This is a genomic window from Lacticaseibacillus camelliae DSM 22697 = JCM 13995, assembly GCF_001436615.1.
GTDB classification, from domain to species: domain Bacteria; phylum Bacillota; class Bacilli; order Lactobacillales; family Lactobacillaceae; genus Lacticaseibacillus; species Lacticaseibacillus camelliae.
Genome location: NZ_AYZJ01000022.1, coordinates 1 through 23,996, shown reverse-complemented (window position 1 = coordinate 23,996; position 23,996 = coordinate 1). Strand labels below are relative to the sequence as shown.

The 23,996-nt window shown below is 58.2% G+C and carries 27 protein-coding genes; 25 read left to right on the top strand and 2 right to left on the bottom strand.

Annotation, left to right across the window (positions count from 1 at the left end):
- Positions 1-4: 4 nt before the first annotated feature.
- From FC75_RS03945 to recN, 13 genes are all read left to right on the top strand, one after another.
- Positions 5-346, top strand: a complete 342-nt coding sequence (locus FC75_RS03945) for a ribosomal-processing cysteine protease Prp (protein WP_054663474.1) — start codon at positions 5-7, stop codon at positions 344-346.
- A gap of 23 nt (positions 347-369) precedes the next feature.
- The gene (gene rpmA / locus FC75_RS03940; protein WP_054663471.1) at positions 370-663 is read left to right on the top strand and encodes a 50S ribosomal protein L27; all 294 of its coding nucleotides are present in this window, start codon (positions 370-372) and stop codon (positions 661-663) included.
- Between the two features lie 268 nt (positions 664-931).
- Positions 932-2,005, top strand: a complete 1,074-nt coding sequence (locus FC75_RS03935; RefSeq protein WP_056989186.1) for a M24 family metallopeptidase — start codon at positions 932-934, stop codon at positions 2,003-2,005.
- Positions 2,006-2,084: 79 nt separating this feature from the next.
- Positions 2,085-2,642, top strand: a complete 558-nt coding sequence (gene efp, locus FC75_RS03930; protein ID WP_056989185.1) for an elongation factor P — start codon at positions 2,085-2,087, stop codon at positions 2,640-2,642.
- An 18-nt stretch (positions 2,643-2,660) separates the two neighbouring features.
- Positions 2,661-3,104 (top strand): Asp23/Gls24 family envelope stress response protein, encoded by a 444-nt coding sequence (locus FC75_RS03925; protein WP_056989184.1) that lies wholly within the window; start codon positions 2,661-2,663, stop codon positions 3,102-3,104.
- Positions 3,104-3,499 carry a transcription antitermination factor NusB gene (gene nusB / locus FC75_RS03920; protein ID WP_054663468.1) on the top strand — a complete coding sequence of 132 codons (396 nt, stop codon included), beginning with the start codon at positions 3,104-3,106 and terminating at the stop codon, positions 3,497-3,499. The genes FC75_RS03925 and nusB overlap by 1 nt, the downstream gene beginning before the upstream one ends.
- 143 nt (positions 3,500-3,642) lie before the next feature.
- On the top strand, positions 3,643-4,494 hold the full coding sequence (gene folD / locus FC75_RS03915; protein ID WP_056989183.1) for a bifunctional methylenetetrahydrofolate dehydrogenase/methenyltetrahydrofolate cyclohydrolase FolD: 852 nt from the start codon (positions 3,643-3,645) through the stop codon (positions 4,492-4,494).
- A complete protein-coding gene (xseA, locus tag FC75_RS03910) occupies positions 4,484-5,833 on the top strand; it encodes an exodeoxyribonuclease VII large subunit (protein ID WP_082623097.1) in 1,350 nt (449 codons plus the stop codon). The genes folD and xseA overlap by 11 nt, the downstream gene beginning before the upstream one ends.
- Entirely contained in the window at positions 5,826-6,068 is a 243-nt protein-coding gene (locus tag FC75_RS03905; protein WP_054663465.1) for an exodeoxyribonuclease VII small subunit, read from the top strand. The genes xseA and FC75_RS03905 overlap by 8 nt, the downstream gene beginning before the upstream one ends.
- On the top strand, positions 6,061-6,927 hold the full coding sequence (locus tag FC75_RS03900) for a polyprenyl synthetase family protein (RefSeq protein ID WP_054663462.1): 867 nt from the start codon (positions 6,061-6,063) through the stop codon (positions 6,925-6,927). Before FC75_RS03905 ends, FC75_RS03900 begins: the two co-directional genes overlap by 8 nt.
- Positions 6,924-7,754 (top strand): TlyA family RNA methyltransferase, encoded by an 831-nt coding sequence (locus FC75_RS03895; RefSeq protein ID WP_054663459.1) that lies wholly within the window; start codon positions 6,924-6,926, stop codon positions 7,752-7,754. The genes FC75_RS03900 and FC75_RS03895 overlap by 4 nt, the downstream gene beginning before the upstream one ends.
- 72 nt (positions 7,755-7,826) lie before the next feature.
- On the top strand, positions 7,827-8,276 hold the full coding sequence (locus tag FC75_RS03890; protein WP_054663456.1) for an arginine repressor: 450 nt from the start codon (positions 7,827-7,829) through the stop codon (positions 8,274-8,276).
- A gap of 4 nt (positions 8,277-8,280) precedes the next feature.
- Complete coding sequence (gene recN, locus FC75_RS03885) at positions 8,281-9,972, top strand: DNA repair protein RecN (protein ID WP_056989181.1); 1,692 nt, start codon at positions 8,281-8,283, stop codon at positions 9,970-9,972.
- A 174-nt stretch (positions 9,973-10,146) separates the two neighbouring features.
- Here recN and FC75_RS03880 read toward each other — a convergent pair whose 3' ends face one another.
- Complete coding sequence (locus tag FC75_RS03880; protein WP_054663453.1) at positions 10,147-10,446, bottom strand: hypothetical protein; 300 nt, start codon at positions 10,444-10,446, stop codon at positions 10,147-10,149.
- A 105-nt stretch (positions 10,447-10,551) separates the two neighbouring features.
- Here FC75_RS03880 and FC75_RS03875 point away from each other — a divergent pair, with 105 nt between their 5' ends.
- The 12 genes from FC75_RS03875 (at position 10,552) to FC75_RS03820 (ending at position 23,581) form a co-directional block, all read left to right on the top strand.
- Positions 10,552-11,247 (top strand): patatin-like phospholipase family protein, encoded by a 696-nt coding sequence (locus tag FC75_RS03875; RefSeq protein ID WP_056989180.1) that lies wholly within the window; start codon positions 10,552-10,554, stop codon positions 11,245-11,247.
- Between the two features lie 58 nt (positions 11,248-11,305).
- Positions 11,306-11,914, top strand: coding sequence for a guanylate kinase (gene gmk / locus FC75_RS03870; protein WP_054663439.1), 609 nt, complete (start codon positions 11,306-11,308; stop codon positions 11,912-11,914).
- A 154-nt stretch (positions 11,915-12,068) separates the two neighbouring features.
- Positions 12,069-12,314: a DNA-directed RNA polymerase subunit omega gene (gene rpoZ / locus FC75_RS03865; protein WP_056989179.1), complete on the top strand. Its 246-nt coding sequence runs from the start codon at positions 12,069-12,071 to the stop codon at positions 12,312-12,314.
- A gap of 383 nt (positions 12,315-12,697) precedes the next feature.
- A complete protein-coding gene (gene coaBC / locus FC75_RS03860; RefSeq protein ID WP_054663436.1) occupies positions 12,698-13,879 on the top strand; it encodes a bifunctional phosphopantothenoylcysteine decarboxylase/phosphopantothenate--cysteine ligase CoaBC in 1,182 nt (393 codons plus the stop codon).
- On the top strand, positions 13,876-16,293 hold the full coding sequence (gene priA / locus FC75_RS03855) for a primosomal protein N' (protein WP_056989178.1): 2,418 nt from the start codon (positions 13,876-13,878) through the stop codon (positions 16,291-16,293). Before coaBC ends, priA begins: the two co-directional genes overlap by 4 nt.
- 9 nt (positions 16,294-16,302) lie before the next feature.
- Complete coding sequence (gene fmt / locus FC75_RS03850) at positions 16,303-17,247, top strand: methionyl-tRNA formyltransferase (RefSeq protein ID WP_056989177.1); 945 nt, start codon at positions 16,303-16,305, stop codon at positions 17,245-17,247.
- A complete protein-coding gene (gene rsmB / locus FC75_RS03845) occupies positions 17,234-18,571 on the top strand; it encodes a 16S rRNA (cytosine(967)-C(5))-methyltransferase RsmB (protein WP_056989176.1) in 1,338 nt (445 codons plus the stop codon). Before fmt ends, rsmB begins: the two co-directional genes overlap by 14 nt.
- 9 nt (positions 18,572-18,580) lie before the next feature.
- Entirely contained in the window at positions 18,581-19,324 is a 744-nt protein-coding gene (locus FC75_RS03840) for a Stp1/IreP family PP2C-type Ser/Thr phosphatase (RefSeq protein WP_056989175.1), read from the top strand.
- Entirely contained in the window at positions 19,321-21,348 is a 2,028-nt protein-coding gene (pknB, locus tag FC75_RS03835; protein ID WP_056989174.1) for a Stk1 family PASTA domain-containing Ser/Thr kinase, read from the top strand. Before FC75_RS03840 ends, pknB begins: the two co-directional genes overlap by 4 nt.
- The gene (gene rsgA, locus FC75_RS03830) at positions 21,338-22,249 is read left to right on the top strand and encodes a ribosome small subunit-dependent GTPase A (RefSeq protein ID WP_056989173.1); all 912 of its coding nucleotides are present in this window, start codon (positions 21,338-21,340) and stop codon (positions 22,247-22,249) included. The genes pknB and rsgA overlap by 11 nt, the downstream gene beginning before the upstream one ends.
- Before the next feature lie 16 nt (positions 22,250-22,265).
- Positions 22,266-22,919, top strand: coding sequence for a ribulose-phosphate 3-epimerase (gene rpe / locus FC75_RS03825; RefSeq protein WP_056989172.1), 654 nt, complete (start codon positions 22,266-22,268; stop codon positions 22,917-22,919).
- Positions 22,916-23,581: a thiamine diphosphokinase gene (locus FC75_RS03820; RefSeq protein ID WP_056989171.1), complete on the top strand. Its 666-nt coding sequence runs from the start codon at positions 22,916-22,918 to the stop codon at positions 23,579-23,581. The genes rpe and FC75_RS03820 overlap by 4 nt, the downstream gene beginning before the upstream one ends.
- Positions 23,582-23,708: 127 nt before the next feature.
- Here FC75_RS03820 and FC75_RS12980 read toward each other — a convergent pair.
- On the bottom strand, positions 23,709-23,996 hold a 288-nt coding region (locus FC75_RS12980), incomplete at its 5' end, for a hypothetical protein (protein ID WP_235808696.1).

The following is a 23,996-nucleotide window of genomic DNA, read 5'->3' as shown; positions in this document are numbered from 1 at the left end:
ACGCATGATCAAAGCACGCTTTCAGCGGGATGCACGCGGTGACATTGTTCATTTTAACCTGACCGGCCATGCCGACTCAGGGGATTATGGGCATGACATCGTTTGCGCAGCGGTCTCTGCAGTCTCAATCGGCGCCGTCAACGGCATTGAGGCCTTGGCTGGGTTTGAACCCAACGTCAAAGCCGATGAAGTTAACGGGGGCCACTTGGAGCTGACGCTAGATCAACCCGAGGATGGGGAGCAGGCACACATCGCACAGATTCTCCTGGAGAATTTGTTGTTGTCCCTGCAAAGCATCGAGGAAAGCTACGGCGATTATCTCTCGATTTCAACCAAACAAGCCTAATTCAATACTCGGAGGTGTACACAATGTTGAAAATGAATCTTCAGTTCTTCTCTCACCATAAGGGGGGCGGCTCGACTTCTAACGGCCGTAACTCCGCAGGTCGGCGCCTTGGCAGCAAGCGCGCTGATGGCCAATTCGTTTTGGCTGGGAACATCTTGTACCGCCAGCGCGGCACTAAGATCCACCCAGGTGTAAACGTCGGCCGTGGCGGCGACGATACGCTCTTTGCTACAGCTGATGGCGTCGTTAAGTTCGAACGCCTTGGCCGCGATAAGAAGCAAGTATCCGTTTATCCAGCAGAAGCAAAAGCTGAATAATCCAGTAGCGCTCCGGTGACGGGGCGCTTTTTGTATGGTGCGTAGGCCAGCGCACTTAGCCCGACGGCTAGCCTAGCTGAGCACATTGCCGCTGCTTTTAGCGGCGAGGCGCTCAGCGTAGCGAGACGCTCGGGCGTTGCTGGCCGAAGCCCGATTACGTCAAGGTGCGAACCCGAAGCCCGATTACGCCCGGTGCGAAGAGCCTGGGTGTTGTCAGCCCGTCGCCTGTTTAAGTTTCCGAATTTCACTTCTTCAAGGAGGTCATCACATGTCTCGTTTGCAAAACCTGCAGGCTGAGTTGCCTGCACTGAAAGTTGACGCGCTGCTGGTCACAGATCCGGTCAACGTCACGTACCTGACCGGTTTCACTGGCAATGAAAGTGCCCTGCTGGTGGCGAAAGACCACGCCTGGTTCATCACCGATTCTCGCTTCACGGAACAGGTCAAAGTCGAGGTCGACAACGCCGAGCTGGTGCTGCACACGCACGGGCTGTTAGGTGAGGCAGGGGTGATCGCTCAGGCCCACGGGTTAAAGACGGTGGGTTTTGAGGGCGATGTGATGACCTACGCCGATTTTCAGAAGTTGCCTAAGCAGGTTGCTTGGCAGGCCACGACCAACGTGGTTCCGGCACTGCGCGAAGTGAAGGACGACCAGGAGCTTAAGCTGATCGAGAAGGCGATTCAAATCGCCGAGGCCGGCTATCAGCACGTTTTGGACACGATCAAACCCGGCCAGACGGAGCTGCAGGTCGCCACTGACCTGGACTTTTACATGCGGTCCCTGGGCGCCAGTGGCACGTCGTTTGAAACCATTGTGGCCTCCGGTAAACGTGCCGCGATGCCTCACGGCGCTGCGACCGATAAGAAGATCGAAGACGGCGATGTCATCACTCTGGATTGGGGCTGTGTGTATCAGGGTTACGTGTCCGACATCACGCGGACGTTTGCGGTGGGTGAACCGGATGCGAAGCTCAAGGCTGTCTACAAGATCGTTTACGACTGCAACAAGGCCACAGCGGCGATGATGGCACCAGGCGTGCTCGGTAAAACGATCAACGGGTTTGCCCACCAGTACATCGAGGACAAGGGCTATGGCCAGTACTTTGGCCACGGCACTGGTCACGGCATCGGCCTGTCGATTCACGAAGGCCCCGGTGCTTGGGGGCCGTATGCGAACACGCCGCAAGCGGAAGGCAACGTCGAAACCGACGAGCCTGGCATTTACATTCCGGACCTGGGTGGGGTGCGAGTCGAAGATGACCTTTTGATCACGAAAAGTGGGGCCAAGTACCTGACCACGCCAGCCCCTAGTGAGTTGCTAGTGGTGCCGGTTCGTAAGTAACACGCCGCCTTTTCCTTGCAAGGGCTTTTGGCGATTGATATAGTTAAGGTTAGCGAAAGAAGATAGGTGGAGGAAATACATGATTTCTGTTAACGATTTTAAAAACGGTTTGACCATCGAAGTTGATGGCGACCTGTGGCGCATTGTCGAATTCCAGCACGTGAAGCCAGGCAAGGGCTCCGCGTTTGTCCGGTCGACGCTGAAGAACCTGCGCACAGGGGCCGTTCAAGAAAAAACCTTCCGGGCGACGGAAAAAGTGCAGAAGGCGCAGATCGATACGAAAACCATGCAGTACTTGTACGCTGACGGGGATTCCTATGTCTTCATGGACACGACCACGTACGAACAGTTGACACTGCCGGCCGAAGAGCTGACGGATGCGCTGAAGTACATGAAGGAAAACATGGAAGTGAAGATCATGATGCACGGCAACGAAACGCTGGGTGTCGAGGTGCCAAACACCGTTGATCTGAAAGTCACCGCGACCGAACCTGGTGTTCGTGGCAACACGAGTTCAGGCGGCTCCAAGCCGGCGACCCTGGAAACGGGCCTGGTCGTTCAGGTGCCGTTCTTCATCAATGAGGGCGACGTTTTGTCAATCAATACGCAAGATGGGACATATATCTCCCGCGCGTAATTTTTTAGGAGGCAGCTCATGGCTGAAGATTCGAACATCATTCTGGCAAACCGGACTGACGCGCAGGGCACCATTGAAATCGTGCCTGAAGTGCTTGAAGTGATCCTGGGGATTGCCGCAGTTTCGGTGGACGGCGTCTATCAAATGCGTGGCACAATGGCCAGCACGATCAATTCTTGGTTCGGCCGGGCCAATCACGGTAAAGGGGTTGACCTGACGGTGGATGGCAAGCGCCTCACGGCCGACGTGTACGTTTACCTTGACTACGGCGTTTCGGTGCCGAAGGTCGCGATGGCGATGCAATCAACGCTGCGCGAACAGCTGCTGTTCATGACGGATCTGACGCTCGACGAGGTCAACGTGCACGTGGTTGGCGTGGTCCCGGAAAAAGCACCAAAGCTTGATCCCGACAATTTGTTCGCAGATGATGCGGATGACGACAACCCAGAGGAAGACAAGTAATGCTAGACAGACATGATACCCGGGCAGCGGCTTTTAAGGCACTCTTTGCTCTAGTCAGCAACCCCGAGGCGAACCGCAGTGACGTGTACGAAGAGGCCTTGCCGGCGCATGAAGAGGCTCCGGCCTACTTAACCACCTTGGTCGATGGCGTTTTGGCCCACCAGGATGAATTGGACGCGCAGATTAGTGCCAAGTTAAAAAAGGGTTGGACGCTGCAGAGGTTGAGCAAAACCGACCTCATTTTGCTGCGCTTGGGTCTGTTTGAGCTTCAATTCGTCCCAGACGTGCCAGACAAGGTCGCGGTCAACGAAGCGCTTGAGCTGGCGAAAACGTATGGTGACGACGCAGACGCGAAGTTTATCAACGGCATCTTGGGGCACTTTGTCAAAGCCTGAATGAGCGCTGGCTGCCGCGACTGCGGCAGCCTTTTTTAGTAATCTGGTAGGATTCCGATGAGAAGCATGGACGCCCCTCGCGTAATCTAGGTAGAATGGTGAGGTTCAATGCGCTTTGGCGCGATCAAAAAGGGGGAACGACCATGACCACGATTCTTGACGGCAAGCGAACATCTAACGCGTTAATGGCTGACCTACAGACAGAAGTTTCAGCACTTAAAAAACAAGGCGTGACACCGGGGCTGGCGGTGGTGCTGGTCGGCAATGACCCGGCCAGCGCGATATACGTCCGTAACAAGCAGCGACGGGCCGATCAGCTCGGGATTCATTCGGTCATGCGCACGCTGCCAAGTACGGCGATGCAGGCCGAGGTCCTAGCGGTGGTGGCGGAGCTGAATGCTGATGAGTCAATCGATGGCATTTTAGTTCAACTGCCGCTTCCCAAGCAGGTCGATCCCGATGCGGTGGTGGCGGCAATCAATCCGGCGAAGGACGTCGACGGGTTTCACGCCAACAATGTCGGCCGCTTGTGGGAAAATAATCCCGGGGTGGTCGCCTCAACGCCGTTTGGCATTATGGCGCTGCTCAAGCACTACGGCATTGAAGTGGCGGGCAAGCGCGCCGTGATCATCGGCCGTTCCAACATTGTTGGGCGGCCCATGGCGGCACTGCTGCTGAACGTGGACGCGACCGTGACCATTACGCACAGCAAGACCCGCGATTTGTTCGCGGTCACGCGCGAGGCTGACATCCTGGTGGTGGCCATCGGCCGCGCCAAGTTCGTCACCGCAGATGCAGTCAAACCCGGCGCGGTGGTGATCGACGTGGGCATGGACCGCGATGCGGCGGGCAAGCTCGTCGGGGACGTCGATTTTGACAGTGTGTCAAAGGTGGCGTCGGCAATCACGCCGGTGCCGGGTGGTGTTGGCCCGATGACCATTGCGGCGCTCATGATCCAGACGGTAGAACTAGCAAAGAGGCATCATCATGGCTGAACCCGAGTATCTGACGGTCAGTTTGCTGACCGAATATCTGCGTCGCAAATTCGACCTCGACCCATATTTGAGCAAGGTCTATTTGACGGGCGAAATCACGAATTTTCGCAAGCGGCCTGGTCACCAGTACTTTTCCCTGAAGGACGAGCACGCTAAGATCAACGTGGTGATGTTTAAAAGCGCCTTTGCCCGGCTCAAATTCGAACCCAAGGAAGGCGACACCGTCCGCGTCGTTGGGCGTGTCACCTTGTATCCGGCCAGCGGCCAGTACCAGATTGTCATTGAACAAATGGCCCCAGAAGGCGTCGGCGAACTCTACCTCGCGTACGAGCAGCTGAAAAAGAAATTGTCTGACGAAGGCTTGTTCGCTAAGAACCAGCGGCCGCTGCGCCTGTTTCCGAAGCGCGTGGCGGTGATCACCAGTCCCAGTGGGGCCGTCATTCAGGACATCATGACCACCGTGGCCCGGCGGTACCCGATCCTGCAGATTGTGCTGTTCCCGGCGCAGGTCCAAGGCAACCAGGCCGCGGCCACGATTGTCACCCAGCTGCGGCGCGTGAAGGCCATGGGTGGGTTTGACGCTTTGATCATTGGGCGCGGCGGCGGCTCGATTGAAGACCTGTGGCCGTTCAACGAGGAAAGCGTCGCGCGCGCCTTGGCCGACATGCCGATGCCCATCGTCAGCTCGGTTGGCCACGAAACGGATACGACCATCACCGATTTTGTCGCGGATCACCGGGCCGCCACGCCGACGGCTGCCGCCGAGCTCGTCACGTCGGTCAAGCTGACCGACGGCATTACGCGGCTCCAAGAGGACCAGCTGCGCATTCGGCAAGCGATGCAAAACCGCATCCAGGCCGCTCGTGACCGGCTGAACCGCTCTGCGCAATCCGTTGTGCTCACGCAGCCCGGCCGGTTGTACGATCAGTACCTGCAGCAGGTCGACCAGTTAAAAGTGCGGCTGCAGACCGCCGAGCAGAATCAGCTCACGGCACTGGCCCAGCGGGTGCGCCTGGCCGAGACCAGCTTGAACCCCAGGCAGCTGAGTGTCCGCGTGGCAAATACCCGGCAGACAGTGGTCAATGATCGCCGGCGGCTGCAAAGTGCCGCGCAGGTGATCATCAAAAGTCAGCGCCAGCGCTTCGACCTGGCGAACGATGCGCTGGATCATTTGGGGCCAGACCAGATCCTCGGCCGCGGCTACAGTTATGTCACCAGTCCGCGCGGTAAGGCCCTGACTAAAGTTGGAGACTTTAAACCTGGCGCGAAGGCGCTGATCCACGTTGAAGACGGCACCGTGCCAGTCGTGGTTGAAGAAAGGAAGCAGAAGAATGGCTGATTCAAAGGAACCGACGTTTGAGGAAAAATTGCAGCAACTAGAAACCATTGTTAATCAGCTCGAACAGGGCCAAGTGCCGCTTGAAGAGGCGCTGAAGCAGTACAAGGCTGGCATCAAGCTGTCCAGTGAGCTGGAGGCCACCTTAAAGAACGCAGAGCAAACCGTCACCCAAATGGTCAAGGATGATGGCACGGTCGAAGCATTCGACCCTAAGGCAGCAAACAAAAATGCTTAAGGAAACCGCTGCTTGGCTCAAACCCGTTCAGCAGACGCTTGACGATTATTTGGCCACGGTCAACAATCCGCACCTCCAGGCCGCCATGGCCTACTCGGTTGACGCCGGTGGCAAGCGGCTGCGGCCACTGCTGTTGCTGGCGGTCGTCACCACGTTTGGCGGCGATGGTGAGCAAGCACTGCCGGCTGCCGCGGCGCTGGAGCTGCTGCACACCTATTCGTTGATCCACGATGATTTGCCGGCCATGGATAACGATGACCTGCGGCGCGGGAAGAAAACAAGCCACAAGCAGTTTGACGAGGCCACAGCGATCCTCGCCGGGGATGCCCTGCAAAGCGCGGCGTTTGAGCTGCTGGCTCAAACCAAAGTGGCACCGGCCACGCTGGTTGGCCTCGTGCAGACGTTTGCCCGTGCCGTTGGTCCTAACGGCATGGTCGGCGGGCAGGTCATGGACATGGATGCCCAGGGCCACCAGATCGACTTGCAAACGCTACTGCAGCTGCAGGCGGAGAAAACCGGTGCCTTGCTGACGGCCGCGGCGGATATGGGTGCGCAACTTGCCCATGTCAGCGCCAGCGATGCCCGCGGCGTGCACGTGTTTGCCGCGGCGTTCGGGCGGGCGTTTCAGATTCAAGACGACATTAACGATGTCACTGAAACCGCGGCCCAGCTGGGCAAAACCCCGAACAAGGACGTGGCGGAAGGCAAGGCCACTTACCCCAGCTTGCTGGGGCTGGCTGCAACGCGCCAAGTGTTAGCCGAAGAAGTGGTCAAGGCCCAAGCGGCCGCCAGTGACTTGAGTGTCCCGGCGCCGCAACTGAAGGCACTGCTGGATTATTTTGAAACGGAGAAGCAATGAGTAAAGAACGAGTCGATGTCCTGCTGGTTGAGCAGGGGCTGTTTGAATCACGCGAGCAGGCCAAGCGCGCGGTCATGGCAGGTGAAGTCTATGATCAAAATAACGAGCGGCAGGACAAGCCAGGGGTGAAGATCGCTGGTGATTCCGTGCTGCACGTGAAAGGCAAGAAGATGCCTTACGTCAGCCGCGGTGGCCTCAAGCTGGCCAAGGCGCTCAAGGTCTTTGACCTCGACCTGAAGGGCAAAACCGTGCTCGACATCGGGTCCTCGACTGGCGGTTTCACCGATGTGGCGTTGCAAAATGGCGCCAAGCTGGGGTACGCGCTGGACGTTGGCACTAATCAGCTCGCCTGGAAGATTCGGGAAGACCCACGCGTGGTTGTGATGGAGCAGACCAATTTTCGCTACAGTAAGCCGGAGGACTTCACCCACGGACCGGTCGAGTTTGCCATGACCGACGTGTCTTTCATTTCGCTGAAGCTGATTTTGCCACCGCTGCACGCGATTTTGCAGCCAGGCGGGCACGCCGTCGCGCTGATCAAGCCGCAGTTCGAGGCAGGCCGCAAGCACGTCGGTAAAAAAGGCATCGTGCGCGATCCCGCTGTGCACAAGGCCGTCCTGCAAACAATTGTGGATTTTGCCTTAGGCGCCGGCTACAACGTGCTGGGGCTCGACTTTTCGCCCATCACCGGCGGCGAGGGCAACATCGAGTTTTTGATTCATTTGCAAAACGCTGAGATTCCGGGAGTGAAGGCACCAGACGTTGATGTTGACCAGACGCTGGCGGCCGCATACGCCGAGCTTAAGCCTGCACACGTTAAGCATTAGTGAATATCTATTCATTTGTTTTTAGACTTTATGCACGGTGTTGTATAATTAAGGGCGAAAGCAGGTGAGTGGATGCAAAAGAATGAACGTCAGGCTCAGATCAGAGCCTTAGTGGAAAGCACCCCGATCGAGCGCCAAGGCGATTTTGTCGCGGCGCTGGCTGGGCGCGGGATCAAAGTGACCCAGGCGACGATTTCTCGCGACATCAAGGAGATGCAGCTGGTCAAAGTGCCAATGACCAACGGCCATTATCGCTACTCGCTGCCGCCGGAACGCCAACTTGCCCCTCAGGACAAACTGCGCCGCACGCTTCAGGCCGCCTACTTGCGCGGGGACGTGATGGACCAGTTTGTCTATCTTGTGATGTCACCAGGCACGGCGCCGGCGGTTGGGAGCCTGATCGAACGGTTGGATGATGCGCGCATTTTTGCGACGATTGCCGGGGATGCCTCGATCCTGTTGGTCTGCCGCGGGGCGGCCGAAGCTAAATTGGTCCTGAAAATGCTGGACGAAATGGTGTGAGCGAATGCTGCAAGAATTAGTGATCCATGACTTTGCCATCATTGAAGACCTTGAGCTGAGCTTTGAGGCGGGCATGACGACCCTGACCGGGGAAACCGGCGCCGGCAAGTCGATCATCATCGACGCGGTGGGGCTTTTGGCTGGCAGTCGGGGGTCGGCAGATTTTGTGCGCACCGGTGCCAACAAGGCGACCCTGCAGGGGTTGTTTGATGCCACTGCCAACCCGCGGACGCCGGAAGTGATGGCCCAGTTCGGCCTCGCACCGGACGACGGGATGGTGCTGCTGCAGCGCGAGCTTTACGCGTCAGGGCGTAACCTCTGCCGGGTCAACGGCGAGTTGGTGAACACCGCCACACTGCGGGCGATTGGCGAGACGCTGGTCGATATTCACGGTCAAAATGAGCATCAGCAGTTGGTGCATCCGGAGACTCACCTCGGGCTGCTGGATCAGTTTGCCGGCGCTAAGGTGGGCAAGCTGCTGGCCGCTTATCAGGCGCAGTATGCGACCTATCAAAAGGACCAGGTGACGCTGACGAAAAAGCACCAAAACGAGCGCGAGTGGGCCCAGCGACTGGACATGTTGAAGTTCCAAGTCAACGAGATTCAAAGCGCCGAGCTGAAGCCCACTGAGGAAGACGAGCTGATTGCCGAGCGCGACCGGTTGGCTAATTTTCAAAAAATCTCCGACGCGCTGACGCAAAGCTATGAGCTGTTGACCGAGTCCGAGGTTAGCCCGCTGGATCAAATCGGTGAGATCATGGGCAACTTGCAAAGTATTGCCGATCTGGACCCCTCATACGCCAAGTTGGCAGACTCGATTCAGTCGGTGTACTACGGGTTGCAGGACGTTCAAGGCGACTTGTCGCGGCAGGTGGACACGCTGGAGTACGACGACGGGCGCCTGGATGAGGTCGAAAAGCGGCTTGAGTTGATCTCACAACTGGAGCGCAAGTACGGGGCCGACCTCAAAGCGGTCATTGCTTACGGCGCAAAGGCCGATGCTGAGCTGGCCTCGATGACGGCTAACGATGCGGATGAGGAAGGCCTGGAAAAGCGCGTGACTGCCGAGCACCAGGCGCTGCTGAAGCTGGGGGCGCAGCTGCGTTCTGCCCGTAAACACGCGGCAAATCAGCTCATCAGTGCGATCCACGGTCAGCTCAAGGCCCTGTACATGGAAAAAACTGTCTTTTCGGTGCGGTTTAGCAAGCTGCCGGCTGACACGCTGCGGTCGGATGGCATTGACAACGTGGAGTTTTACATTCAGACCAACCCAGGCGAGGCCGCTAAGCCATTAGCCAAAATTGCCAGTGGCGGTGAACTGTCCCGCATCATGCTGGCGCTGAAGACCATTTTTGCCGAAACGGACGGCGTGACCTCGATCATTTTCGATGAGGTCGACACCGGCGTTTCAGGCCGGGTCGCACAGGCAATCGCCAACAAAATTTCGGCCATTGCGCGCCACTCGCAGGTGCTGTGCATCAGTCACCTGCCGCAGGTGGCGGCAATGTCGGACCACGAGTTTCTGATCCAAAAGCAGGTCGCCAAGGGCCGCACCACGACCAGCGTCACGAAGTTAGACCACGCAGGCCGGGTTCAAGAAATCGCGCGGATGCTTGCGGGCGAACAGGTCACCAAATTATCGGTGGCGCACGCGTCTGAGATGCTGAAGCTGGCCGAAGAGGCGAAGCAGCAGTAGGCGCCGAAATCGGATCACAAACAGGCTTAGACAAAATTAGCCTAGTCGCGTTCCACAAAGCAACGCCCAGACACACAAACGTCCCTGCATCGCGATTCGAAGTGCGAATCGTGATGCAGGGACGCCTGCGTTTTGGGCTAAAACCGCTTTGTGTCTCAGCCTTGCGCATTAACTTCAGGCTCGCTGTAAATAAGAGACCTGCGTGAGATTAACGACACGGTACACGTTACTGCGGTATGCTTGAAGGAGATACCGATCACCGCTGAGCCGGCGGGTGAGATGGCCGACCACGGCCTCGTCTTCGCCCTTGAAGTTTAGCGCGACGCGATAGTGCCGGGTGAACGCCTGGGCCGCAAACTGGTTGACCTGCTTGCCCGGCATGACCACTGCCGGTTCGGTGAGGGCAAAAAACTCACGCGTAGATTTGATTAGCTGATGTGAAACAGACTGCAGTGCACTCGTTTTGTTTTCCATAATGGCGCCTCCGAACACTCGTTCTATTTAGTAACTTCATTATGCAAACAATTGTTCGATTTGTCAATCACTTCGACAAAATATTTTTCGAAAGGGGAAATGTTGATGACACTTGGATTGGTTCTGGGCGGCGGTGGCGCGCGCGGCGCGTTTCAGGCCGGGGCGCTGGCCGCGCTGGCGACAAGTCAACTGCAACCAGACTTCGTGCTTGGCACCTCGATTGGGGCGATCAACGCACTGGGCACGACGAAGTTGCCGGCGGCGGAGCTTGTGCAATGGTGGTTGACAAAAGTGCCGAGAAACATGTTTTTTCGCCGCAACGGTGAGGTGCCATACGCGAGTTTGCTCCGTGATTTAGTGGCTCGGCCCACCATTCATGCGTGGCCTGTGTTGATTTTGACGGCTGCGCTGCCAACCATGCGCCAGCACGTTGTCACGTTGACGGGCAAGCCAGAAGAGGTGCAGCTGCAGTGGTTACTGGCCAGTTCGGCGATCCCACGTGTCTACCCGAAGGTGACCATTGCCGCGACTCACTATGTCGATGGGGGCATGGTCAATGATTTGCCGGTCGACGTGGCGCGAGATTTAGGTGCGACCCAGATCATCAGCATCGGTGCCGGCGGGCTGGGCCCAAAGCCCGAAATGACGGCCCGGTTGCACCTGGACGTGCCCAAGTGGGCGCCCAACATCTTGGACTTTCGGCAAAAGCCCCGTCCGCGCTTGCTGCAGGCCGGTTGGCAGATGGCGGAAAAAATGATGAAAACCCCGGAATTTAAGGCTTTGCTCCCCAACCGGACTTGATATTTGACGGGGCAAAATGCATAATGTTTTTAACACTAATGACGAAAGAGGTTAAATCATGCATGAACGGGGAATGCTGATCGTTTTGTCGGGACCAAGTGGGGTCGGCAAGGGGACGGTCCGGCAGGCCATGCTCGCTGATGACTTTCGCGATTTTCAGTACTCGGTCTCGATGACGACGAGAAAACCGCGGCCAGGCGAACAAGACGGGGTCGATTATTATTTTCGGACTAAAGAACAATTCGAGGCCGAAATCGCGGCCGGGCAGATGCTCGAGTACGCGAAATACGTCGACAATTATTACGGCACTCCGTTGAAGTATGTGAATAAGACGCTCGATAGCGGCCGCGATGTGCTACTGGAGATTGAGGTCAACGGCGCCATGCAGGTGCGGGAAAAGTGCCCGGATGGCGTGTTTATTTTTCTGACGCCGCCGGATCTGATGGAGCTCAAGCACCGGCTGATCGGCCGCGGCACGGATTCTGAAGACGTGATCAACAAGCGCGTCAAGCAGGCCGCGCAAGAGATCAAGATGATGGAAAACTACGATTACGCGGTCGTCAACGACGAAGTGCCCAAGGCGTGCAAGCGCATCGAGCGGATCATCGAAAGCGAGCACCTGCGCGTCCCGCGCGTTATCGATAAGTACCGGAATATGGTAAACTAGACCAGAGTGCCGAGCTAGCTGCTCGGGCGTTGGCCAGTGGAACAAGCTTATGACCAGTTGTGCAGCCAGCCCCACTGAGCCTGGCGGCGCACGTGTACGGGCGAGAACGCCCGCACCATAGGCTTGCCCTGACATGATTAAGGAGAAGATTAACATGATTATTTACCCATCAATTGATACCCTGCTGGACCGGATCCCGTCTCGTTATTCTCTGGCAGTGCTTGCGGCAAAGCGCGCACATGAGCTGGAACAAGGTGGCATCAAAATGTTGCCTGAGTACAAGTCGTTGAAAAAAGTCGGCCAGGCGCTTGAAGAAATCGCGGCCGGTGATGTGATCATCGATCCGGACTCGAAGCTGAAGGAACGCGACGCGGAAAAGTTGGACCACAAAGAAGACTAAACAGGCAGTGGGTGAACGTAATCGCGTTTGCCTTTTTCTTTGCTGTGGCCAGCATTCCCACTGCAGAATTTTCCTCCCCATTTTTCGGCAAGGGGCCTATAATTAGGCTTATGGTTTGAACGCTGCCGCTCTTTCGAAAGGATTGTCGAGTGTTTTGCGGTTTGTGTGAGCTTAAAGGTATGTATAAAACTGTGAATGTAGAAGTCCGAGCAACCAAAACCTCACTTCGTGTCAGGGGGCATGGGGGGCAGTCATGTCAGCGCAAGCGTTAGCATGGCTGTTTTTTTGTGGCCTGCAGCCATGTCTGGTGCCCATACCAGCCAGGTCAAAACTTCTCGGTGGTGAATGTTTGCTATAATGAAGGACGAAACGGAGGGTGACACATGGCAAAGAAAATCGGGGTATTCGTGACAGGTGGGATCGCCGCTTACAAGACGCCGAACCTGGTTCGCCTTCTGATCAAGGCAGGGTTCGAAGTGCGGGTGGCGATGACGCCTGCCGCGGCAAATTTTGTGACAGTGCAGAGCCTGGCCACGGTCAGCAAACACGCCGTTTTAACGGATGCCGCGGAGTTCGCTGTGCCTGAACACGTCGCGCACGTTGAGCTGGCCCGCTGGATGGACCTGGCCATAGTGGTGCCGGCAACGGCGAACACCTTGGCCAAAATGGCGATGGGGCTGGCCGACAATGTGGTCACCACCACACTGTTGGCGTTTGCTGGGCTGAAGCTGGTCGCCCCGGCGATGAACGATAAAATGTGGGCCAATCCGCAGACCCAGGCGAACCTGGCGCATTTGCAGCAGCAAGGCGTCCAGGTACTGCCGCCTGCCACTGGCTTTCTCGCAGAAGGATACAGCGGCAAGGGCCGCCTGCCCGACGAGGCGGAAATCGTCTTGTTTGCGCAGCTGGCAACCACGGATCAATATTTGGCCCACACCCGGGTAGTGGTGACGGCAGGCGGCACGCGTGAGCGCCTGGATCCAGTCCGTTATTTGACCAACGATTCTTCGGGGAAGATGGGCACGGCACTGGCCAACGCGGCGGCTGCAGCAGGTGCCGAAGTGACCTTGGTGACGGCGGCGCACCAGGTCACGCTGCCGGGCGTCACCGTGGTGCCCGTGACGACTGCCAAGGACATGAACACTGCGGTCCAAGCGCGGTTTGCGGAGACAGACATTGTGATCATGGCGGCGGCCGTGGCAGATTTTCGGCCAAGCGAAACGGCGAATCATAAGCTGAAGAAAACCGGCGACCAGGGGCTGGCGCTCAACTTAGTGCAAAACCCTGACATCTTAGCAACGCTGGGCACGCAAAGAACGCATCAGTTCGTGGCGGGGTTTGCGGCTGAAACGGACAAGTTGCTGGTCAATGCTGAAGCCAAGCTGGCGCGCAAGCACGTTGATATGCTGATTGCCAACCAGGTCGGCAAGGGCCAGGGCTTCAATCAGGACGACAACGCGGTGACCCTCCTGCAGCCGGGACAACCGCCGGTCAGCCTGCCGCGGGCGGCTAAACTTGTGCTTGCGCAGCAGATCTTACGTTACATTCAGGAGGCGCGTGCATGAAGGTAGCCAAAGTTATTGTTGACGTGCCGACCATGCAAACGGACCGGCCATTTGATTACGCCATTCCGCAGGCGCTTGAGGAGCGCATCCAGCCGGGGATGCGCGTGTGGGTCCAGTTTGGTCAGGGCAAGCGTGAAGTTTCGGGCATGGTCGTCGCCCTGGCGGATCACGCCGACTTTGATGGTGAGCTCAAGCCGATTCTTGCTGCACTCGATTACGCGCCGGTGATGAATCAGGAGACGCTGGCCTTGTCTCACTGGCTGGCGCAAACCACGTACGCGTTTTGGATCACATGTATTCAAACCATGCTGCCGGCGATGCTGAAAGTTGATACCATCAAAAGCGTGTCACTGAGCGCCAACCCCACGGCGGAGGCGCAGGCGCTGCTGGCCGGTCAGGACCGCCTGGTGCTGGACAGCCACACCGAGGCGAGCGTGTCGGCACAAGTGATGCGGCTGATCGACCAGGGAGCCTTGACGCTGCACTATGCGCGTAAGGACCGGGCCAAGGTCAAAACGGAACAGTATATCGTTCCGCTGAAAACTGCGTCTGAGTACGCCGCCTTGCGCCAAAGCGTCCGCGCCAATGCGACCAAGCAGCTCCAAGTGATCACGGCGCTGCGCACATGGGTCAACGGCGGCACAGAGCCGGCCTTGACCGCAGCCGTCAACAATGGCGACGTTGACCGCGCGGCGGTTCACGCGGCCGCCAAGAAGGGCTGGCTGCGTTTGGACGCGCGTGAAGTCTACCGTGCGCCTTACGATGATCTCGATCACGGCGAGCGGACTCAGCCGCTGACGCTCACACCTGACCAAGCCAAAGTGGTCAAGACGGTGGACGCTGCGGTCACCAGCAAGCAGCCCACCACTTTTCTGCTTGAAGGGGTCACCGGTTCGGGCAAAACTGAGGTGTACCTTCAAGTCATCGCTCAGGCGCTCAAGGAAGGCCGCAACGCGATGATGCTGGTGCCTGAAATCGCGCTGACACCGCAAATGGTCCACCGCGTCAAGGGCCGCTTTGGCCGCGAAGTGGCGGTCATGCACTCGGGTCTTTCCGAAGGCGAGAAGTTTGATGAGTGGCGGCGCATTCAGCGCGGCGAGGCGCAGGTCGTCGTGGGCGCACGGTCGGCCGCGTTTGCGCCGTTGACCAACATCGGTGTGTTCATCATTGACGAGGAGCACGAAACCTCCTACAAACAGGATGATGCGCCGCGCTACCATGCCCGCGACGTGATCTTACACCGCGCCGCAACGTTTGGGGCGCCAGTGGTGCTGGGGTCGGCCACGCCAAGCTTGGAATCGCGTGCTCGCGCCGAAAAAGGCGTGTATACTTTGCTGAGGCTGCCAAGCCGGATCAATCGTCAGCCGCTGCCGCAAGTGCACATTGTGGACATGCGTGAGGCGTACAAGCAGGGGGGCAAGGACGATTTTTCCAAGGCTTTGCTTGATGCCTTGCAGCTGCGACTTGATCGCCACGAGCAAAGCGTGCTGCTGCTCAACAAACGGGGCTTTTCCAGCTTTGTGATGTGCCGCGAATGTGGCTACCGGGTGCAGTGTCCCAACTGCGACATCAGCCTGACGCTGCACATGGACACGCACACGCTGCGCTGCCACTACTGCGGCCACGAGGAACCGATCCCGACCGTCTGCCCGAGCTGCGGGTCGCGCAAGATCCGTTACTACGGCACGGGTACCGAAAAGGTCGAGGCCAGTCTGAATCAGCTCTTGCCGGCCGCGCGGGTGCTGCGCATGGACGTTGACACCACGCGCCGCAAGGGTGGCCACGAAAAAATCCTTGCGGCGTTTGGCGCACACGAGGCCGACATTCTGCTCGGCACCCAGATGATCGCCAAGGGGCTGGACTTTCCTGACGTCACGCTGGTTGGCGTCATCAACGCCGACACCGGCCTGGGCATGCCGGATTTTCGCGCCAGCGAGCGCACGTTCGACTTGCTGACGCAGGTCTCCGGCCGGGCCGGTCGGGCCGACAAGCCGGGGGAGGTGTTCGTTCAAACCTTCAACCCCGACCATTACGCGATTCAGTACGCACAGGCGCAAAACTACGAGGGCTTCTTCCGTCAAGAGATGGCGATCCGCCACCGCGGCGATTACCCGCCGTACTACTTCACCACCAAGGTGACGGTCAGCCACCAGCAGGAGGAGGCCGCGGCCAAGCTGATCTACCAACTTGCCAAGCAGCTGACCGACACGCTGTCCGCGTCCGCGGTCCTGCTGGGGCCGACGCCGGGGCCAATCGCCCGGCTCAAGAACCGTTACATTTACCAACTGGTGATCAAGTATAAACAAGAGCCGCAGCTCGACCAGACGCTAACCAAGATTTTGGACGAAACTCAGGTCGGGACGCGCAACGGCTATTTTGTCGGCATCGACAAAGAGCCGCTGACATTCATTTAAGGAGACTATATGACTAGTGTAATTTTTATGGGCACGCCGCAGTTTGCCGTGCCGATCTTAGAAGCCGTCGCCAAGGACTATGATGTTCTGGCCGTCGTCACCCAGCCGGATCGTCCCGTGGGCCGCAAGCAGAAGCTGACCCAGTCGCCGGTGAAGCAAGCCGCCGTCAAGTTGGGCGTGAAAGTCCTGCAGCCGAAAAAGCTTGGGGGCAGTCCCGAGCTGGCCGAAGCAATCGCGCTTGCGCCGGATCTGATCATCACTGCGGCATACGGCCAGTTCTTGCCGACCAAGTTCCTGAACGCGGCCAAGATCACGGCCGTCAACGTCCATGGCTCACTGCTGCCCAAGTATCGCGGTGGCGCGCCGATTCAGTACAGCATCATCAACGGCGACAAAGAAACCGGCGTCACGCTGATCCAGATGGTCAAGAAAATGGATGCCGGGGGCATGTGGGCGCAAACGGCCATTCCGCTGACGCGCGCGGACGACACTGGCACCGTGTTTGATAAGCTCAGCCTGGTCGGCCGGGACCTGTTGATGAAAAAACTGCCGGCCATCATTGCCGGTGAACAGCCGATTCCGCAAGACGAAGCGCAAGTCACGTTCTCGCCGACCATCAGCAAGGACCAGGAGCACCTGGATATCACTTTAACCGCGGATCAGCTCGACAACTGGGTGCGCGCACTGCGGCCTGAAATCGGCGGCTGGGTGACGCTGATGGGCGAGCGCGTGAAGCTGTGGGCGATCACGCCGCTGGCTTCGACCACTGACGCCCAGCCCGGCATCGTGGTCGAACGCAGCAAAAAACGCCTAGTCGTGGCGGCCGGTGCGGGGACGACGTTTGCCATCAATCAGCTGCAGCCGGCGGGCAAGGGCAAGCAACCCATCGCCGCGTTTTTAAACGGGGCTGGCCGCAGCATTCAAGAAGGAGACCAAATCATTGCCGAAAACTGATCCGCGTACCGTCGCCGTTAACATTCTGACCCGCGTCACCACCAAGGGCAGTTACGCCAATCTGGCGCTGGACGCGCAGCTGAAGAAAAGTGACCTCAGCGAGCGCGATGCGGCGCTCACGACCAACATTGTCTACGGGGTCATCCAGCATGGGATCACGCTGGATTACTACCTCAAGCCCTTCGTGCGCGATCGCAAGCTCGACCCGTGGGTCCACGTCCTGCTCCAAACCGCTGTTTACCAGCTCGTCTATCTGGACCGGATCCCGGCGCGCGCCATTTTCAACGAGTCGACCAAGATCGCTAAGAAAATGGGCAATCTCGGCATCGGTCAGTACGTCACGGCGATTTTGCGGCACTTACAACGCAGCGAGGTCCCGGACCTGACCAAAATCGAGCCGGTCGCTAAGCGCCTGTCGATCACGTACAGCGTGCCGGAGTGGCTGACGGCCAAGCTGATCTGCCAGCTGGGGGCGGAGAAAACCGAGTCGATTTTTAAGACGATCGATCAGCCGGCCGGCGCATCGCTGCGTGTCAACACCACGAAGGCGACCCCGGCAGCAGTTGCCGAAGCCCTGGAACCCGAGTTTCCGAGTATTCGCGAAAGCGCGCTGACGCCGGTTGGCCTCGTAGCCGACGGCGGGCACCTGGCTGGCACTGCTGAGTTTGCGGACGGGCTGTACACGATTCAGGACGAAAGCTCCATGCTTGTGGCGCCGAGTCTCGACGTGCAGCCGAGCAGCCGCGTGCTGGACGCCTGCGCGGCCCCAGGCGGCAAAACCACGCACATCGCGCAGTACCTAGATCCCGCCCAGGGCGGTGAGGTCGTGGCGCTCGATCTGCATCCCCATAAGGTGCGCCTGATCGAGCAAAACGCCAAGCGCCTGGGCCTTGAAGACCGCGTGCACGCAACGCAGATGGACGCACGCGAAGCCGGTGCCCATTTTGCGGCGGCAAGCTTTGACCGCATCTTGGTCGATGCGCCATGCTCAGGGCTAGGCCTGCTGCGGCGCAAACCGGAGATTCGCTACAGCAAGCACCCTGAGGACCTGGTGAACCTACCCAAGATCCAGTTGGCGCTGCTGAGCGCGGTTGCACCTTTACTAAAAGTGAATGGACGCTTGACCTACAGTACGTGTACCATGGTGACAGAGGAAAACCAGGGCGTGGTCGAAAGCTTTTTGGCCGCGCACCCGGAGTACGTGCAGGTGCCGGTCAAAGTTGACCGGCCGCTTGACCGGGCGCACAACGCGCCGGCCCTGCAACTTTTTCCCGACGATTACGGCACGGACGGCTTTTTCATTGCCAGCTTCGTGCGAAAGTAGGACGATCTTATGGAATACACCTATCGGACAGACATCGGCCGGAAGCGGCCAAATAATCAGGACTACGTGGGGCTGTTTGCGAACACTGCCGGCGTAACGCTGGCGATTGTTGCCGACGGCATGGGCGGCCACCAAGGCGGCGATGTCGCCTCGGAAATGGCCGTCTCTCACCTAGGTCACGCCTTTGAAGCCACGCAGAACACTGATGTGGAAAAAATTGTGCGGTGGCTCATTTTTGAGCTGCAGCAGGAAAACTCGGTGATCCTGGAAAAGGCGCAGCACTTTGCCGATCTCACGGGGATGGGCACGACGCTGGTCGCCGTCATCATCTCAGGCTCGCGCTTTGTGGTCGCCAACATTGGCGATTCACGGGCTTATTTGTATCGCCACGACCGCCTCATTCAGATCACCGAGGATCACTCGCTGGTCAATGAATTGGTGCGCCGCGGCGAGCTGACGCGCGAGGAAGCCGAAAAATTTCCTCAGCGCAACGTCATCACGCGCAGCCTTGGCGTGTTCGAAGACGTCGATGCCGATGTGACGATCTACGACATGGAGTACGACGATTATCTGCTGCTGTGCTCCGATGGGCTGACGAAACAGGTCAAAGACGCCGCAATCGCCAAGGTGATCGGCGGCAGCCAGCCGCTCGGGGCAAAAGCCCAGCAGCTGATCGACATGGCCAACGCAGCCGGTGGGCCCGATAACATCTCCGCTTTGATCATTCATCAGGATTGGAGGGAGCAGCCGTGATCGAACCTGGCTACATTTTGAACGAGCGTTACAAGCTGCTCAAAACTCTGGGCGAAGGGGGCATGGCCAATGTTTACCTGGCGCATGACCTGATTTTGGACCGCGACGTGGCCGTCAAGGTGCTGCGCCTCGACCTGCAAAATGATCCCGACACCAAGCGCCGCTTCCAGCGCGAGGCGATGGCGACCACCGAGCTGGTCCACCCGAACATTGTGTCGATTTACGATGTCGGCGAAAGCAACGACCAGCAGTACTTGGTCATGGAATACGTCCGCGGCTCTGACCTGAAAAAGTACATCGTCGAGCATTTTCCCATTCCGTACCAGCGCGTGATCGACATCATGGAACAGATCCTCGCCGGCATTCAGGTGGCGCATGATCACAACATCATTCACCGCGATCTGAAGCCGCAAAACATCATGATCGACCAGGACGGCAACGCAAAAATCACTGATTTTGGTATTGCCGTGGCGCTGTCGGACAACTCGATGACTCAAACCAACTCGCTCCTGGGCTCCGTGCATTACCTGAGCCCGGAGCAGGCCCGCGGCAGCATGCCGACCAAGCAAAGCGACATCTACGCGCTGGGGATCATCTTATTCGAGATGCTGACCGGCACCGTGCCGTTTGAAGGCGACTCGGCGGTGTCCATCGCCCTTAAGCACTTCCAAGAGGACATGCCGAGTGTTCGCGAGTTTGACCCGCGCATTCCCCAAGCCTTGGAGAACGTGGTGCTGAAAGCCACCGCCAAGGACCCGGCCAATCGTTACACCTCGGCTGACGCCATGGCGGCCGACCTGAAGACCTCGCTGTCCCCGGCGCGCGCCCATGAGGAAAAGTTTGTGCCGGACGCAACCGACCTTGACGAGACCAAGGTCATGCCGATGGTCGGCTCGACTGCAGCCGAGCAGCAGGTGCAGGCGGCCACGACGGCGCCGACCACGCGGGAAACCGCATCGCCTGATGACAGCAGCCAGAAACGGCCCAAGCAGGCGGGCAAGCACGGCTGGCGGAAGTACTGGCCGTTTGTGCTGGCCGGGGTCATTGTGGCGGCAATCATCTTGTTTGTCGTCCTGTCCCTGACCGGTGGCAGCAAAGAGGCCACCGTGCCCATGCTCAGTGGGATGAGTCGCACCCAGGCTGAAAGTGCCCTTGAAGCGGCCAACCTGGAGCTGGGCAAGGAGACCAAGCGTGCCTCCAGCAAGGTCGCCAAGAACCGGGTCATTGAATCCGACCCGGACGCCGGCAGCACGGTCAAAGCCGGCAGTAGCGTGGACATTGTGGTCAGTTCCGGCGATAAAAAGTATCAACTTGAGGATTACGTCGGGGATGAGTACGCGACCATTAAAGCGCGGCTGGAGAAGGCCGGCTTCACGGTCAAGCGTAAGCGCCGGACCAGTGTCGATATCCCTGCAGGGGAAATCATGGCGCAGAGTTTGGATGCTGGCACCAGTGTGGTCCCAAGCGGACAAACGATCACCTTCACGGTTTCCAGTGGTTCCGCGACGTTCGCCATGCCCGACTTTTCTGGGCAAACTGAAGATCAGGTCAGTGCATGGGCCAGCACTCATGGCATGGTGCTGAAAATCGACACGGCCTACAACGACAGTGTGGCTTCCGGTCAGCTGATCAGTCAGGATCCTCAGGCAGGCAGCGACCTGCACCGTGGGGACACGCTCAATGTGACCTTCTCGAAGGGCAAAGACCCGGCCAGTGCGTCCAGTTCGAGCAGCGCGTCGAGTGACACCACTAAGACGGCGACCCGGACAGTGGCGCTGGAGTACGTGCCATCGGCCACTAGCACCTCGGACAGTGACTCATCAAGCAGTGACACTGCCAATAAGATCACCATTTACTTGCAGGACAGCACGCACAGCCTAGGGTCGGTTTACAAGACCATGACCATCACTGCCAACCAAAGCATCACGCTGAACTTCACGCTGAAGAACGGCCAAACGGGCGCGTACCGGATCGAAAATAACGGCAGCGTCGTGCAATCGGAGGATAATATCAGTGGCGACTAACGAAAAAACCGGGCGCATTATCCGGCAGGTGAGCGGCTTTTACGACATCGCCGTTGACGGCACCGTGTACCGCACTCGCGGTCGCGGCAACCTGCGTAACCAAAAAATTTCCCCGCTGGTCGGAGATTTTGCCGAATTTGCGCCAGGGGTCGGCACCGATGACGAAGGCTACTTGCTGCGGTTAAAGCCGCGGCTGAACGCGTTGGTGCGCCCGCCGGTGGCGAATATCGATCAGGCGATCCTAGTCGTGGCCGCCGCTCAGCCGGATTTTTCGTTGAACCTGCTGGACCGTTTTCTCGTGTACCTAGAAGGCAAACAGATCCATGCCGAGATTTACCTGACAAAAACCGATCTGGTGGCCCCAGCGCGGCTGGAAGAAATTCAGGCAGCGCTGGCGGGCTATGAACAGATCGGGTACGCGACGTTTGCGAGTGTGCCGCCGTTTGAAGCCGCGACACTGGCGGCGGTGCGCGCCTCATTCAAGGATAAGCTGACCATTTTTACTGGCCAAACCGGAGCTGGCAAGTCGACGCTGATCAACCACCTTGTGCCAGGGCTCAAGCTGGCCACGGGGGAGATCTCCCAGGCACTGAATCGGGGCAAGCACACGACCCGTACCACCGAGCTGTTTATTGCGGACGGTGGGCTGGTCGCCGACACGCCAGGCTTTTCCTCACTTGGCCTGCTGGATGTCACCCTCGATGAGTTGCGCGACCGGTTCCCAGAGTTTGTGCAACTGGCTGATCAGTGCAAGTTTCGGTCTTGCCAGCACGCCAAGGAGCCGGGCTGCGCGGTGAAGACGGCAGTTGCGGCGGGCACCATCATGCAAAGCCGCTACGATGACTACATGCAGTTTCGGGCTGAACTTGAGGGCAAACGGCCCATCTACCAGAAGAATTAGAAAGGGAGTTTTGGCGATGAAAATTGCACCCTCTATTTTGAGTGCAGACTTTGCCAACCTGGCGCGGGATATCCGCACCGTACAGGAAGGCGGCGCCGACATGATCCACATCGACGTGATGGACGGGCATTTCGTGCCGAATTTGACGTTTGGGCCGGGGATGGTTGCGGCCATTCGACCAGTGACCTCGCTGCCGCTCGATGTGCACATGATGGTCGATAATCCGGAGGCCTGGATCCCGGCGTTTGCTAAGGCCGGTGCCGATACGCTCCTGGTCCACGTCGAAGCCACATCGCACATTTACCGGGCCATGCAGCTGATCCACGACCACGGGGTCAAGGCCGGCGTGGTCGTTAACCCCGGCACCAGTTTGAGCGCAGTCGAAGAAGTGCTGCCGATTGTTGACCAGGTGCTGATCATGACGGTTAATCCCGGCTTTGGTGGCCAGGCCTTTTTGCCCGCAATGGCGGACAAGGTGGCGCGGCTGGCTAAGCTGCGGACTGAACGCAACTTAGCTTTCACCATCGAGGTCGACGGCGGAATCAGTGACCAGACCATCAGTGCCGTTGCCAAGGCCGGCGCGGATATTTTTGTCGCAGGGTCGTTCGTCTTTTCTGAAGGCGAGTCGCCGGCCAAGCAGATCAGCAAGCTGCGGGCGGCCGGCAAATGACGCTGATGAATCTGATGGTCGGCGGGCCGGTGGGCTTGCTGCCGCACGACTGGCAAAAGTTAGCCGGCACTTGGGTCGGCGTTGACCGTGGGACCCTGCACTTGCTTCAGGCCGGCATCACGCCGCAGTTTGCCGTTGGGGATTTTGATTCGCTGACGGCGTCTGAATTTGGCCAGGTCAAACGTCGCGTGGCTGAGCTGCACACTGCTAAACCCGAGAAGGATGAGACGGATACGGAAATGGCCGTGCGTCTGGCGTTTAAGGCTGGTGCCGCTCGGGTGCGGCTGATTGGCGCCACGGGGGGCCGGCTGGACCATTTTCTTTCCAACTTGTTTCTGCCGACCGAGCTCCGGTTTCAAAACTGGACGGAGCAGATTGAAATGCTTGATGCACAGAATTGGGTCCAGTTCTACCGCGGCGGCACGCATGAGCTGCCCGCCCAGCCGGATTACCCGTACCTGGGCATTGTGCCGCTGACGGGGATCGAACGGCTGAACATTGCCGGCGCCAAGTATCCGCTCAAGGACTGGTCGAGCATGACACCGTTTTCCTGGGCGTCCAACGAATTTCTGGGCCAACAACCCGTGACGATCAGTTGGCAGTCCGGCATCGTGGCGGTAGTATACAGCCGTGATCGAAACGGGCAGCAGACCGACAACTAAAAATATGAATCATGTTTAATTGCCCACCTGAGGAATGCTCAGGTGGGCTTTTGATGTACAGTCAGGGATTGGTTGAGGGCTGATCAACCACTATATGGATAAAAGCGGCAACAAATGGTTCACCTATTTAATTAAATGGTATGATAATTGTGTATTTGAATCTTGGAGGAGGCAATTGTGATGGAAAAGAACAGGATGGTAGGGCTTGCTGGGGCTGCTTTGCTTGCTGGGGCCGTTGGTCTTGCAGCACCGGCGCAAGGGGTCTCAGTGGATGCTGCCACAACGGCGAAGACGCAACAACCGCAACCTGCACCGAAAAGCTTGACACCAGCGGATGCGCAAGCCGCGGTGAAAACAGCGCCTCAATTTTCAAGTCAAGTGCAACGATGATAACGAATCCTTGATAGTGGTCTAG